8 protein-coding genes are annotated in these 13346 nt (G+C 74.5%); 6 read left to right on the top strand and 2 right to left on the bottom strand.

Annotated features, from left to right (window positions below; all coding sequences use genetic code 11):
* Positions 1 to 31: 31 nt before the first annotated feature.
* Both RM788_RS46440 and RM788_RS46445 read right to left on the bottom strand, forming a co-directional pair.
* Positions 32 to 1255, bottom strand: coding sequence for an MFS transporter (locus RM788_RS46440; protein WP_315927314.1), 1224 nt, complete (start codon positions 1253 to 1255; stop codon positions 32 to 34).
* The gene (locus RM788_RS46445) at positions 1255 to 2808 is read right to left on the bottom strand and encodes an amino acid adenylation domain-containing protein (RefSeq protein WP_315927316.1); all 1554 of its coding nucleotides are present in this window, start codon (positions 2806 to 2808) and stop codon (positions 1255 to 1257) included. The genes RM788_RS46440 and RM788_RS46445 overlap by 1 nt, the downstream gene beginning before the upstream one ends.
* A 289-nt stretch (positions 2809 to 3097) precedes the next feature.
* On the opposite strand from RM788_RS46445, the gene RM788_RS46450 reads away from it, so the two are divergent.
* The 6 genes from RM788_RS46450 to RM788_RS46475 are packed head-to-tail and all read left to right on the top strand — an operon-like array spanning position 3098 to position 13323.
* The gene (locus tag RM788_RS46450) at positions 3098 to 7441 is read left to right on the top strand and encodes a condensation domain-containing protein (protein WP_315927318.1); all 4344 of its coding nucleotides are present in this window, start codon (positions 3098 to 3100) and stop codon (positions 7439 to 7441) included.
* Positions 7438 to 9132 carry a condensation domain-containing protein gene (locus RM788_RS46455; protein WP_315927320.1) on the top strand — a complete coding sequence of 565 codons (1695 nt, stop codon included), beginning with the start codon at positions 7438 to 7440 and terminating at the stop codon, positions 9130 to 9132. Before RM788_RS46450 ends, RM788_RS46455 begins: the two co-directional genes overlap by 4 nt.
* The gene (locus tag RM788_RS46460; protein WP_315927322.1) at positions 9129 to 9890 is read left to right on the top strand and encodes a thioesterase II family protein; all 762 of its coding nucleotides are present in this window, start codon (positions 9129 to 9131) and stop codon (positions 9888 to 9890) included. The genes RM788_RS46455 and RM788_RS46460 overlap by 4 nt, the downstream gene beginning before the upstream one ends.
* Before the next feature lie 3 nt (positions 9891 to 9893).
* Complete coding sequence (locus RM788_RS46465) at positions 9894 to 11279, top strand: condensation domain-containing protein (protein ID WP_315927324.1); 1386 nt, start codon at positions 9894 to 9896, stop codon at positions 11277 to 11279.
* 2 nt (positions 11280 to 11281) lie between these two features.
* Entirely contained in the window at positions 11282 to 12283 is a 1002-nt protein-coding gene (gene sbnA / locus RM788_RS46470) for a 2,3-diaminopropionate biosynthesis protein SbnA (RefSeq protein WP_315927325.1), read from the top strand.
* Positions 12280 to 13323: an ornithine cyclodeaminase gene (locus tag RM788_RS46475; protein WP_315927327.1), complete on the top strand. Its 1044-nt coding sequence runs from the start codon at positions 12280 to 12282 to the stop codon at positions 13321 to 13323. The genes sbnA and RM788_RS46475 overlap by 4 nt, the downstream gene beginning before the upstream one ends.
* Positions 13324 to 13346 lie beyond the last annotated feature (23 nt).

The following is a 13346-nucleotide window of genomic DNA, read 5'->3' on the forward strand; positions in this document are numbered from 1 at the left end:
CGGGTCGGGGCGGGGGAAGTCAGGGGAACCGCTACACCTGTTCGCCCAGGCCGCGCAGCAGCCGCGGTCCGAACACCAGCAGGGCCGCCGTGGCCGCCGCGGCCACGAAGAACGGCGTGCGCAGCGTGAACTGCTGGGCGACGAGCCCGCCGACGAAGGCGCCCAGCGGGGCGAGCCCGTTGACGAACAGCCGGTAGGCCGCGTTGACCCGCCCGTAGGTCTCGGTGGGGATCATCCGCAGCCGCAGCGTCGTGCTCACCACACCGCCCAGCGACGCGGCCACCCCGACCAGCAGCAACGCGGGTGCCGCCACCCAGGCCCGCGAGGTCAGCCCGGCCACCAGCAGCGGGGCGGGGCACAGCGCGAACGCCAGGAGCAGCGTCCGCCGGGCCCCGATCCGCGCGGTGAGCGCCGGGGTGACCGCGAGCCCGAGCAGACCGCCCACCGCGATGAGCGCCAGGAGCAGCCCGTAGGTGGTGGGGCTGACCCGGAGCACCTCCAGCGCGTACAGCACGGCGATGCTCAGCACCCCGACGACGGCGAAGTTCAGCACGCCCATGAGCAGGCACAGCGACCGCAGCGGGCGGTGGCGCAGCAGCCAGCGCATGGCGTCGGCGGTGTCCGCGACCACGGACCTCCGCACCGCGTCGGGGTCGCGCGGCGGGGAGGGCAGCCGCCTGCCGAGGGCGATGATCAGCAGGGCCGACACCAGGAACGTGGCGGTGTCCACCGCGAACGGCAGCGCGAGCGCCCAGGCGAACAGGAACGCGGCCACGGGCGTGCCGATGAACTCGGTGGTGATCATCTGCCCGCCGAACAGCAGGCTGTTGGCCGAGTCCAGCGACCGCGCCCCGGCCACCTGCGGCGTGAGCGCCTGCGACAGGTTGTCGGCCAGCGTGTCCAGGCAGCTGAGCAGGAACGCCACGCCGACCAGCACCGCGACGTCGACCCGGTCGAGCAGGGTGACCAGGGTGAACACCCCCATGACCACCGCACGGCCGAGGTCGCAGAGCCACAGCGTCCGCACCCGGTCGAACCGGTCGACCACCACCCCGGTGAACGGCCCGACCAGCAGCCACGGGAGCTGCCCGGCCACCGTCACCAGCGCCACCGCGAGCGGGTCGCGGGTCAGCACCGCGGCGAAGAGCGCGAAACCGGCGAACCGCACGCCGTCACCCAGGCCGGAGATGGCGGTGGCGCTCCAGAGGTACCAGAACCTCGGGTCCGTCCGCTTCGGCGCGGTCCCGGTGGTCATCACCTGGCGGGATCCGGGAGGGCGTCCCGGTCGATCTTGCCGATGGCGGTGAGCGGGAACGCGTCCAACCACACGAACGCGGCCGGGACCATCGCCGAGGGCAGGCGCTTGACCAGGTCCGCGCGCAGCGCCGCGGCCCGCACCTCCGACCCGGCCGTCGAGCGGGTCAGGTAGGCCAGCAGCCGCTGCCCGCCGTCGGGCGCGGGCCGCGCGATCACCAGCGCCTGGGCGACCTCGGGCCGCGCGGTCAGCGCGGCCTCCACCTCGGCGGGCTCCACCCGGTGGCCGCGGATCTTGATCTGGTGGTCCAGCCTGCCGAGGAACTCCAGGGCGCCGTCCTCGCGCCACCGGGCCCGGTCACCGGTGCGGTACAGGCGTTCCCCGGCCGCGGTGGGGTGCGGCACGAACCGCTCCGCGGTCTGCGCCGGACGGCCCTGGTACCCCCTGGCCAGCTGCACGCCCGCGATGACCAGCTCGCCGGTCACCCCGACGGGGCAGGGCGCGCCCGCGTGGTCGAGCACGAGGATCTCCGTGCCGGGGACGGGGTGGCCGATGGGGATGGGATCGGTCTGCCCGGTCCGGGGGATCCGGTGCGCGGTGACCGCGATCGTCGCCTCGGTCGGCCCGTAGAGGTTGTGCAGCGCGGCGCCGGGGAGCACCTCGGCGAACCGGGCGGCCAGTTCGGCGTTGAGCTCCTCACCGCCGCAGATCACCGTGCGCAGCGCGGTCGCGCGCTCGGCGGCGCGCGGTTCGGCCAGGAAGTGGCGCAGCAGCGAGGGGAAGAAGTCGCACGCGGTGACGCCGTAGTGGTCGTGCACGTCGAGCAGGTAGGCCGGGTCGCCGTGGTTGAGCGGCTCGGCGAGCACCAGCGCGCCCCCGCTCATCAGGGGCACCAGCAGCTCCCACAGCGACGGGTCGGACGCCAGCGGGGTCTTGTGCAGGACGACGTCGTCGGGACCGAACCCGAACCGGGTGCACAGCCAGCCCAGCTGGTGGGCCAGCGCGTCGTACGGCACCACCACGCCCTTGGGCGTCCCGGTCGACCCGGACGTGTAGACGACGTAGGCCGCGCTCGCGCCCGGGTGGGGCGCCTCCGGACGGGTCGCCGGGACGTCGGCCCACTCCGCGCGCAGCGCCTGCACCGCGAGGGCGCCGTCCACCGGGAGAGCGGGCAGGTCGTCGCTGGTGAGGACCACCGCCGGGGCCGAGTCGGCGAGGATGTGGCGCAACCGCGCGGCGGGCAGGGTCGGGTCGAGCGGCACGTAGACCGCGCCCGCCTTGAAGATGCCGAGCAGCACCCCGACCAGGTCCAGGCCGCGGTCCAGGTGCACGCCCACCCGGTCCTCGGCGCCCACGCCCCGCCCGTGCAGCCAGCGCGCGATCCGGTTGGCCGACCCGTCCAGCTCGCGGTAGGTCAGCGACACCGCGGTCAGGTCCGTATCGGCGTGCACCGCCACCGCGTCCGGCGTCTCGTCCGCCCGCTGCTCGACCCACCGGTGCACCGGCCGGACCGCCGCCGAAGCCCCGGTCCGAGTCGGGGTGTCGACCGACATGCCCACCTCCGCGTCATCGTCGCACCGGCGCGGCGAGCGGCTCGGCCACGCACCACCCGTGCCGTCCGCGCCGCTCCGGATCCGCTCCGACGTCGGCGGCCAGCCTCACCCCGCTCCGCCGTCCGCGCCAGTCGGGGAAACGACCGTTGCGCGACCGCGTCCGGGACGTCACTGACTACCGCCGTTCCGCGTGGTGGGAAGGATCGGTACCACCGGGCGTCCAGGCGGCCGGACGACTTCGAGTGCCGTTCAGCGCGAGATCTCTTCAGCATGAAGGTGGTTCGACTCCATGGGGAACGACTGGCTCAGTCCCGAGCAGCGCAAGCTCCTGGACCGGATGCTCGACGACGAGGGCGTCGACCGCGGCGAGTCGCCCGTCGTCGCGCGCGGGGGAGACCGCTCGGCGCTGCCGCTGTCGTTCGCCCAGCAGCGCATGTGGTTCTTCCACCGCCTCCAGCCGACCTCCACGATGTACAACATCGTCGGCGCGGCGACCATGCGCGGGCGCACCGATCCGGCCGTGCTCCAGCGCTGCTTGGACGAGCTGGTGCGCAGGCACGAGGTGCTGCGCTCGACGTTCCACCTGGTCGACGCGGGCAACTCGGTGCAGCGGGTCAACCCTCCCAGCCCGGTGCCGATGCCGGTCGTCGACCTGCGCGACCTCGACCCGGCCGCGCGCGACGAGGCCGTGCGCACCCGCTACCAAGAGGAGATCGACCGCCCGTTCGACCTGACCCGCGACGTGCTGCTGCGGCCGACCCTGCTGCGGGTCGCCGACGACGAGCACCTGCTGCTGCTCAGCCAGCACCACATCGCCACCGACGGCTGGTCGCTGGGCATCCTGCTCCAGGAGCTGGCCGCGCTCTACGACTCCTACGCCGCCGACCGGGCGCCCACCCTGCCCGAGCCGGACCTGCACTACGGCGACTTCGCCCTGTGGCAGCGGGAGTGGCAGGCCACCGGGGCGCTCGACGAGCACCTCAAGTACTGGCGCGAGCGGCTCACCGGAGCGCACGCCCTCGACCTGCCCACCGGCAGGCTGCGCGTCGCCGACCGCAGCTGGGACGGCGGCATGTGCGAGGTGCACATCCCGGCCGGGCTGGTCGGCGCGCTCAAGGCGCTGGGCGAGTCCGAGCGGGCGACCCTGTTCATGGTGCTGCTCGCCGGGGTGTCCACCGTGCTCTCCCGGTGGACCGGGCAGCAGGACCTGGTGGTCGGCGTCCCGGTCGCGAACCGCAACCGGGGCGAGATCGAGTCGATGGTGGGCAGCTTCGTCAACACCCTGCCCATGCGGATCGAGCTGACCGGCGAACCGACCTTCCGCGAGCTGCTGCGCCACGTCCGCCAGGAGGCGGTGGACGGCTACGCCCACCAGGACGTGCCGTTCGAGAAGATCATCGAGGAGATCAACCCGGAGCGGGAGGCCAGCGCGCACACCCCGCTCATCCGGCACATGCTCGGTCTGCACAACACCCCGTGGCGCGAGCTGCGCGTGCCCGACCTCACCGTGGACATCCTCACGCTGGACACCGGCAAGGCCCGCTTCGACCTCGAGTTCGAGCTGACCCCCACCGACGACGGCGCCATCGCCGGGCAGCTGTGGTTCGCGGCCGACATCATGGACGAGGTGTTCGCGCGGCGGCTGCTGGAGTCGGTGTACTCGGTGCTCGCCGCCGCGGTGGCCGACCCGGAGACGCCGGTGTGGCGGCTGCCGCTCATGCCCGCCGCGCAGGCGCCCGCCGAGTCCCCGGTCCGGGTGGACGCGGCCGCGGCGGATCCCGCGGCGATCGTCGTGCTGGGGGACCGGGAGCTGACCGGCGCGGAGTTCGCCGAGCGCGTCACCGGGCTGGCCAACGAGCTGCGCTCCCACCACGGCGTGGTCGAGGGCAGCGTGGTCGCGCTCGTCCTCCCGCACACCGCCGACCTGGCCGTCGCGCTGCACGCCGTCCTCGCCGCCGGAGCGGTGGCGCTGCCGCTGGACCCGGCGCTCACCCGCGCCGAGATCACCGCGGCGATCGACCGGACCTCCCCGACGCGCGTGCTCACCACCGAGGCGCTGGCGGAGGTGCTGGGGGACGGCGCGGTCGCCGTGTCCGCCCTCGACCCGTCCGCCGCGGACCCGCTGCCGCCACGTTCGCCGGACGCGCCCGCGGTGTGCCTGCGCTCGCGCGGCGGCACGCTGAGCACCCACTCGTACGCCGACCTGGCCGCCCGCGTCCGCGCGCTGGCCACCCGGTTCCCCGCGGACGCGGTCGCGGTGTCCCCGTCGGTCAGCCCCGACGTGCTGGTCACCGCCCTGTTGTGGCCCGCGGTCGCGGGCGGAGCCGTCGTGCTCGGCGCCTCCGACCGGACCCCGGACCTGCTGCTGACCACGCCCGCGCACCTCCCCACCCTCACCGCCGCGGCGGCCCGCGTGATCACCACGGGGGAGCAGCTGTGGCCCGACGCCGCCACGGCGTTCGCCCGCGCGTTCCCCGACGCCGAGCTGGTCACCCTCTACGCCCTCGCCGAGGCGGGCCCGGTGGCCGCGCACGTGGTCGACCCGGACGCCCCGGCGCCGTCCGGCCGGATCCCGGTCGGCTCGCCGCTGGGCGCCCGGCCGCGGGTGTGCGACGAGCGCGGCGAACCCGTGCCGGACGGGGTGGCGGGCGACCTGCGCGTGCTCGTCGACGGCGCACCGGTGGCCACCGGCGACCGGGCCCGCTGGAACACCGCGGGAGACCTGGAGATCCTCGGCAAGCCCGACGGGCGCACCGTCGTGCACGGCAGGCCGGTCGAACTCGGCGACCTCGCGGCGGAGCTGACCGCGCACCCGGCCGTGTCCCGCGCGCACTTCTCCCGCACCGAGGCGGGCGAGCTGATCGCGCACGCGGTGCCCAGGACCGCGCCCCCGGCCGGTCCGGACGCCTGGCGCGAGCGGTTCGTCCAGGGTTACCTGGCGCGCGACCCGGAGAGCGACCCGCTGCTCAACCTCACCGGCTGGCGGAGCCCGAACAGCGACGCGGTGCTGCCCGCGGCCGCGCTGCGCGAGTGGCTCGACGGCGGCGTGCGGCACATCCTGGACACCGAGCCCCGGCGGGTGCTGGAGATCGGCTGCCGCAACGGGCAGCTGCTGTTCCGCCTCGCCCCCCGCTGCGACGCCTACCGGGCCACCGAGCTCTCCGGCCGGGCGCGCCGCTCGATCGAGCGGCAGCGCGACCGGCTCGCCGCCAAGGCCGACGTGGTCGAACTCGCGGACCTGCCGCCCGACGACCTCACCGGCCTGGGCGGGGACTTCGACACCGTCGTGGTCAACGGCCTCGCCGGGTACTGCCCCGACCCCGGCTACCTCGAACGCGTCCTCGCCGCGGCGGTCGCGGCGACCCGACCCGGCGGCGCGGTGTTCGTCTCCGACGTGGTGGACCTGACCGCCAGGCAGGCGCTGCACCTGCCGGGTGTCGCCGCGCGCACCCCGGCCGACGCGCCCGCCTCCCGGCTGCGCGAGGCCGTCGCCCGCCAGGCCGCCGCCACCGACGGGCTGGCCCTGCACCCGGACTGGTTCCGCGAGGTCGCCGCCCGGCTGCCGGGGGTGCGGGACGCGGCCGTCCTGCGCCGGGTGGGCACGCACTCCAGCGAGCTGACCCGCTTCCGGTTCGACGTCGTGCTGCACGTGGCCCGGCCCGACGGCGACGACGCGCTGCCGCCGGTCCAGGAGCTGGACTGGGTGGACGTCGCCGCCGCGGGTCTCACCGACCACCTCGCCTCCGCCCCCGATCTCGTCGTGCTGCACGACATCCCGGTGTCCGGTCTGGTCGGCGTCGCCGCGGCGCTCGACCGCCTCGCCACCGCGGACACCGCGGGCGAGGTGCGCCGGATCCTCGACGCCCCGGCCGCCGGGGTGGACCCCGCCGACGTGGTGGCCACGGCCGCCGCGATGGGCTTCGACGCCGTCGCCGGGCCGTCCGGATCCGGGTTCGCCGGGTTGACGATGGCCCTGCGCAGGCAGGGGACGGCCGCCGTGCCGCTCTCGCGCGTCCTCGCCGCGACCGTCGTCGCCCAGCCGTCCCCCGGACCGCTGGCGGGCGACACCGCGTTCGCCGAGTGGGCGAGGAGCATGCCCGCCGTGCTGCGCGGGTGGCTGCGCGACCGGCTGCCGCTCAACGCCGTCCCCGCGTCGGTGGAACCGGTCACCGCCTGGCCGCACCGCCCGGACGGGGCGGTGGACACCGCCGCCTTCACCGTGTCGGCCAGCGCGGAACCCGAGGTCGACGAGGAGTCCGACCAGCCGAGGACCCCGACGCAGAAGACCGTCCTGACCATCTGGTCGGACATCCTCGGCGTGGACCACATGGGCGTGGACGACGACTTCTTCGCGCTCGGCGGCCACTCGCTGATGGGCGCGCTGGTCGTCGACCGCCTGCGCGAGGAGTTCGCGCTCGACCTGCCGCTGGGGCAGCTGTTCCAGACCCCGACCGTCGCCGAGGTCGCCGAGTACATCGACGGCCGCAGCGCCGCCGAGCCCGCCGCGCCACCGACCGAGGACGTCCCCGCGCGCCCGGAACCCGCCGCGCCCATCCGCGCGCTCGACCGCTCGTCGTTCCGCCGCAAGCGAAGCGCGTCCGCCCCGGCCGGGACGCAGGAGGAGAGCCGATGACCGACCTCCAGGAGAACGGGCCGCAGCTCGACGACGAGGAGGACGTGTTCGTCGTCCCCACCTCGTTCGCGCAGCAGAGCATGTGGCTGGAGAACGAACTCGACCCCGGCCAGGCCACCTACCACGTCGTGGCCGCCGTCCGGCTGGTCGGCGACCTCGACCGGGCCGCGCTCGAACGCGGCCTCAACACCGTGGTGGCCCGGCACGAGGCGCTGCACACCGTGTTCGAACTCGAGGACGAGGGCCCGGTCCAGGTCATCGGCGCGCCGCCGCGGCTGGTCGTCGGCGTGACCGACGTGGACCCCGCCGACGCCGAGGCCGCGGTCGCCGCCGAGGTCCGCGTGCCGTTCGACCTCGAACGCGGCCCGCTGGTCCGGCTCCGGCTGCTGCGCACCGAACCCGACCGGCACATCGCCGTGCTCACCATGCACCACATCGTCACCGACGGGCTCTCCTCGGCGATCTTCGTCGCCGAGCTGGCCGCCTGCTACGTGGCCTACCGGGAGGGCCGCGAGCCGGAGCTGCCGCCGCTGGCCATCCAGTACGCCGACTTCGCGGTGTGGCAGCGGGAGAACCTGACCGGCGTCAGGCTGGACGCCCTGGCGGAGTACTGGGCCGGGACGCTGGAGGGGGCGCCCGCCCTCGCGCTGGCCTCCGACCGCCCGCACCCGGCCGTCCCCTCGGCCGACGGCGCCACGCACGTGTTCGAGGTCCCGGCCGCGCTCGTCCGCGAGGTCGAGGCGCTGGCCAGGGCCGAGCGGGTCACCGCGTTCATGGTCTTCCTCGCCGCCTTCGACGTCCTGCTGGCCCGCTACAGCGGCCTGCGCGACATCACCGTGGTCTCCCCGATGGCGGGGAGGACCCGGCCGGAGGTCGAGAACCTCATCGGGTTCTTCGTCAACCCGCTGCTGCTGCGCGTGGACCTCGGCGGCACGCCCTCGGCCCGCGACCTGATCGCCCGTGCCCGCGCCACCTGCGCCGGGGCCTACGAGCACCAGGAGTACCCGTTCGAGCTGGCGCTGGAGATCCTGCGCGCCGAGCGCGGCGCCGCTCCCGGAACCCCGCAGGCGCAGGCGATGCTGGTGCTGCAGAACCAACCCCCGGTCGACCTGCGCGCCGCGGGCCTGGCCTTCGAGCAGATGCGGGCGGACACCCGCACCGCGGGCTACGAGCTGGCCCTCGACCTCGAACCGGACGGCACCGGCGCGTACCGGGCGTTCCTGGAGTACGCCCGCGACCTGTTCGACGACACCACCGCGGCGGAGATGGCGGAGGTGTTCGTCGACGTCCTCGCGGACATGGCCGCCGACCCCGCCGCCCCGGTGGACCTGGCCGTGCTGCGCGAGCACCCCGAGCCCCTGCCGGTCGAACCCGAGCCCGAGCGGCAGGCCGAGGTCGCGCACCGCGCGCCGGAGACCCCGATCGAGATCGAACTGCAGGAGGTCTTCCACGAGCTGCTGGGCGTCGGGAACGCGGGGCTGGACGACGACTTCTTCGTCCTGGGCGGCGACTCGCTGTCGCTGATCCAGCTGCGCAACCGGATCCGCCAGCGGTTCGGCGTCGAGTTCCGGGTCCGCGACCTGTCCACCCGCGTCGACATCGGCTCGCTCGCCCCCGAGGTCCTGCGCCGGATGCTCGACCAGGACCCCGGCGCTCCCGACGCGGCCGCCCCGGTGAAGGAGAACCCGTGACCACCGCCCGTGCGCCCCGCCGCCCCCGATGGTTCCTGCGCGAGCCCTCGCCGGACGCCGGGGTCCGCCTGTTCTGCCTGCCCTACTCGGGGTGCGGCGCCAGCATGTACCGGCAGTGGCCCGCGACCGTCGCCGACATCGAGATCTGCCCGGTGCAGCTGCCCGGCCGGGAGAACCGGATGCGGGAGGAACCGTTCTCCTCCTTCGGTTCCCTGGCCGAGATGCTCTGCGACGCGCTGGCGCCGTACCTCGACCGCCCGTTCGCGTTCTTCGGCCACTGCAGCTCCGCGCTGGTCGCCTACGAGACCGCCCTGCGGCTGCGGCGGCGCGGTCTGCCGGTGCCCACCCGCATCTTCGTGTCCTCCCAGGTCGCTCCGCACAAGGGCCCGCACGGGCGGTTCCTGGAGATGTCCGAGGACGAGCTGCGGGTGGAGGTCGCGAACCTGATCACCGCGCTCGGCGGCACCCCGCGCCCGGACATGGTGGACCTGAGCCTGGAAGTGCTCGTGTCCGATGTGGAGGCCCACAAGGCGTACGGGGTCAGCCCGCCGGAACCGCTGCCCTGCCCGGCTTCCGTGCTCGGCTGGGACGCGGACGTGGAGGTTCCCCACGAGCTCCTGCACGACTGGTCCGACCTTGGGGAGACCACGTTCCGGTTGTTGGAGGGCCCGCACTACGGCTTCATGGGCGGCCCCGACTCGCTGATGCGGGCGTTCGCGACGGATCTCGGCCGCGTGCACCAGCCGCAGGCCGGGTGAGCCGTGGGATCCGCTGACACGGCCCGGCGGGCCGAGCTGGAAGCCGCGCTGCTGCGCAGGCTGCGCGGCGGCCGCCAGGGCATCCCCCGCCTGCCGAGACCCGCGGGCACCGCCCGGTTCCCGGCGTCCCCGGCGCAGGTCGAGGCCTGGAACCGGGCCCACGCCGCGACCGCGCCCGACCGGGTCGTCCTCAGTGGACTGCGGCTGCGCGGTCCGCTCGACGTGCCCGCGCTCGACCGCGCCCTCGCCGCGGTGGTCGGGCGCCACGAGACCCTGCGCACCGCGTTCGAACCGACCGACGACGGGCTGGTCCAGGTCGTCCACCCGACCGCGGACGTCCCGCTGACGGTCGTCGAGGCGACCGAGGAGGACTTCGCCGCGCAGACCCTGGCCGCCCTGGAACCGGGGCTGGACCTGGGCACCGGCCCACTGCTCCGATTCCGGCTGCTGCGGCTGGCCGCCGACGACCACATCGCCATCGTCGTGCTGCACCACGCCATCGCCGACGCGCGGGCCACCGAGGTGCTCCTCGCCGACCTCGTCGAGGCCTACCTCGGCGCGGAGCTGGCGCCGCTACCCGTCCAGTACGCCGATTTCGCGGTGTGGCAGCGGGAACAGCTCGCCCTGCCCGCCGCCGAGGCGAAGGCCGAGTACTGGGTCACCCGGCTCGCGGGCGCGCACGCCGTCCCGATCCCGGCGGACACCCCGCCGTCCGACGGGCCCGCCGATCGTGGCGAGCTGCTCGCCGTGCCGGTGCCCGACGACCTGTTCGCCCGGCTGCGCGAGTTCGCCACGGCCCGCGGCACCACGGTGTTCGTCGTCGCCCTCGCCGCGTTCCAGCTGCTGCTCGCCCGGCTCGGCGGCACCCGCGACGTCGCCGTCTCCGTCCGGGTCGCCTTCCGCGACCGGGCGGAACTGGAGGACCTCGTCGCGGACTTCTCCCAACCCGTGGTCAGCCGGATCGACCTGGCGGGCGACCCGTCCTTCGAGACCGTGGTGGCCACCGCGCGGGACCGCTTCGCCGAAGACCTCGACCACGCCGACGTGCCCCGCGCCCTGGTCGTCCCGAAGCTGCCCGAGCACGTCGTGGAGCTGTTCGACCGGCTGGAGTTCGGTGTCGACCGCGAAACGGCCACCGACGCCCCCGGCATCGGTCTCGGCCTGGAACCACTGGCGCCGCACTGGCCCTACGCCGAACGCGCGCTCACCGTCCGGCTGGGCCACGACGACGAGCACGCGGCGCTGCACCTGACCTACCGCTGCCGCGACTTCTCCCGTGCGCGGGTCGAGGACCTGGCCGCCGACTACCTCACCGTGCTGGCCGACGGCCTCGACCACCCCGCCGCCGGTCCGCTGCGTCCCGGCGCCCCCGCGCTGCGGATCGGCTGAGCATGAGTCGCATCTACCGCGACGCGGGCGAACTCGTCTTCGACGACGTGTTCCTCGAAGTGCCGGGAGTGCTGCTCGACAGCCGCGTCATCCTCAAGGTGGAAGGGCTCAACCCGGCCGGGTCCATCAAGTTCAAGACCGCGCTGGCACTGGTGGACTCCGTCGAGCGCGACGGCAGGCTGCGGCCGGGCGGGCGGGTCGTCGAGTCGTCGTCGGGCAGCCTCGGCGTGGCGCTGAGCCTGGTGTGCGCCCAGCGCGGCTACCGGTTCACCTGCGTGGTCGACCCGGTGAGCAACCCGCAGTCCGTCGACTACATGCGGGCCATGGGCGCGGAGGTGCTGACCGTGCGCGACCGCGACGAGAACGGCGGTTTCCTGGCCACCCGGATCCGGCTCATCCAGCGGCTGCTGGGCGAGGACCCGGAACTGGTGTGGGTGAACCAGTACGCCAACCCGGCGAACCCCGACGTGCACGCGAGGCTGACCGCCCGCTCGATCCTGTCCGCCGTGCCGCACGTGGACCACCTGTTCGTCGGCGTCGGCACCGCGGGCACGATGATGGGCTGCGCGGCGGCCTTCCGCGAGTCCTCGCCCGCCACCCGCATCATCGCCGTCGACTCGGTCGGGTCGGTCACGTTCGGCCGGGCCCCCGGCCCCCGGCACATCCCCGGCCTCGGCACCAGCAGGCGCCCCGAGATCTGCGACCCCACCGCGCCCGACGACCTGGTGCTGGTCCGCGAGATCGACACGATCCGCGAGTGCCGCGAGTCGTCGCGCCGCATCGGCCTGCTCGTCGGCGGCTCGACCGGCACGGTGATCCGGGCCATCCGGATGTACGCCGACCGCATACCGCCCGGCAGCACGGTAGTGGCGATCTCGCCGGACTTCGGCGACCGCTACCTGCCCACGATCTACGACTCGGACTGGGTCGAACGCACCTACGGTCTGAGCGCCCTCGAGCCGGAACCGGCGCGAACCACGGGAGAAACGGTGATGAGGTCATGAGTTCCTGGCTGACGGGCGCGCTCGCCGAACCCGAGCCCGAGTCCCTGCTCTTCCTCCGCCGCGACGAGGTCGTCGAGTGCCTGGAGGACTGCGACCCGGTCGACATCGTCCGCGGCGCGCTGCTCGCCCACGGCGCGGGGCGCACGAGCCTGCCCGGCGAGGCGTACCTGTCGTGGGACAACGGGAAGGGCGCCTACACCCGCTCCATCGGCATGCCCGGCGCGGTGGAGGACCGGGACTACGGCATGAAGATCATCAACGCCAGCGTCACCAATCCCGAACTGGGCATGGAGCGCGCGGGCGGCCTCGGCCTGTGCTTCGACCGCGAGACCGCCAGGGTCACCGCGGTCATGGAGGTCGGCGTCCTCAGCGCCGTGCGCACCGCGGCCGTCAGCACCCTGTCCGTCGAGGCGGCGGGGCGCGGAACGGCCGAGCGCGTCGCCGTCGTCGGCTGCGGCACCCAGGCCCGCCTCCACCTGGCCCTGCTGCTCTCCCGCACGGACACCGTCCGGGAGATCGCTCTCTTCGACAACCGGGCCGCGACGGCGGAAGCCCTGGCTGCGTCGCTGGCCTCCCGCCACCCGGCGCTGAAGGTCACCATCGGCTCGTCCGTCCCGGAGGTCATGGCGGACAAGGACATCGTCTACTTCCTCACGACCGCGGCGGAGGGCTACGTCCTCCGGTCCTGGATCAGCCCCGGCACCCTGCTCGTCAACGTCTCCCTCGGCGACCTCACCGACGACGTCCTGGTCAACGCCGGGTCCCTCTACATCGACGACCTCGACCTCATCGTCGACAACCCCCGCCGCCCGTTGGGCAGGCTGATCAACGAGGGCCGCATCGCCCCCACCGCGACCGACGGGCCCTCGGTCACCGCGACGATCGCCCAACTGCTGGCCGACCCCGCGGGGCCGGGTCCCCGCGACGGGTACGTCGTGGTCAACCCGTTCGGCCTGGGGGTGCTCGACGTGGCACTCTTCGCGGCGGTCCGCGCCCAGGCGGAGAAAACCGGCCGAGGCCAACGCCTCCGCCTCCTCTGATCCACACAGGAGCACCACTTGGC

The sequence above is a fragment of the Umezawaea sp. Da 62-37 genome, from assembly GCF_032460545.1.
GTDB lineage: Bacteria > Actinomycetota > Actinomycetes > Mycobacteriales > Pseudonocardiaceae > Umezawaea.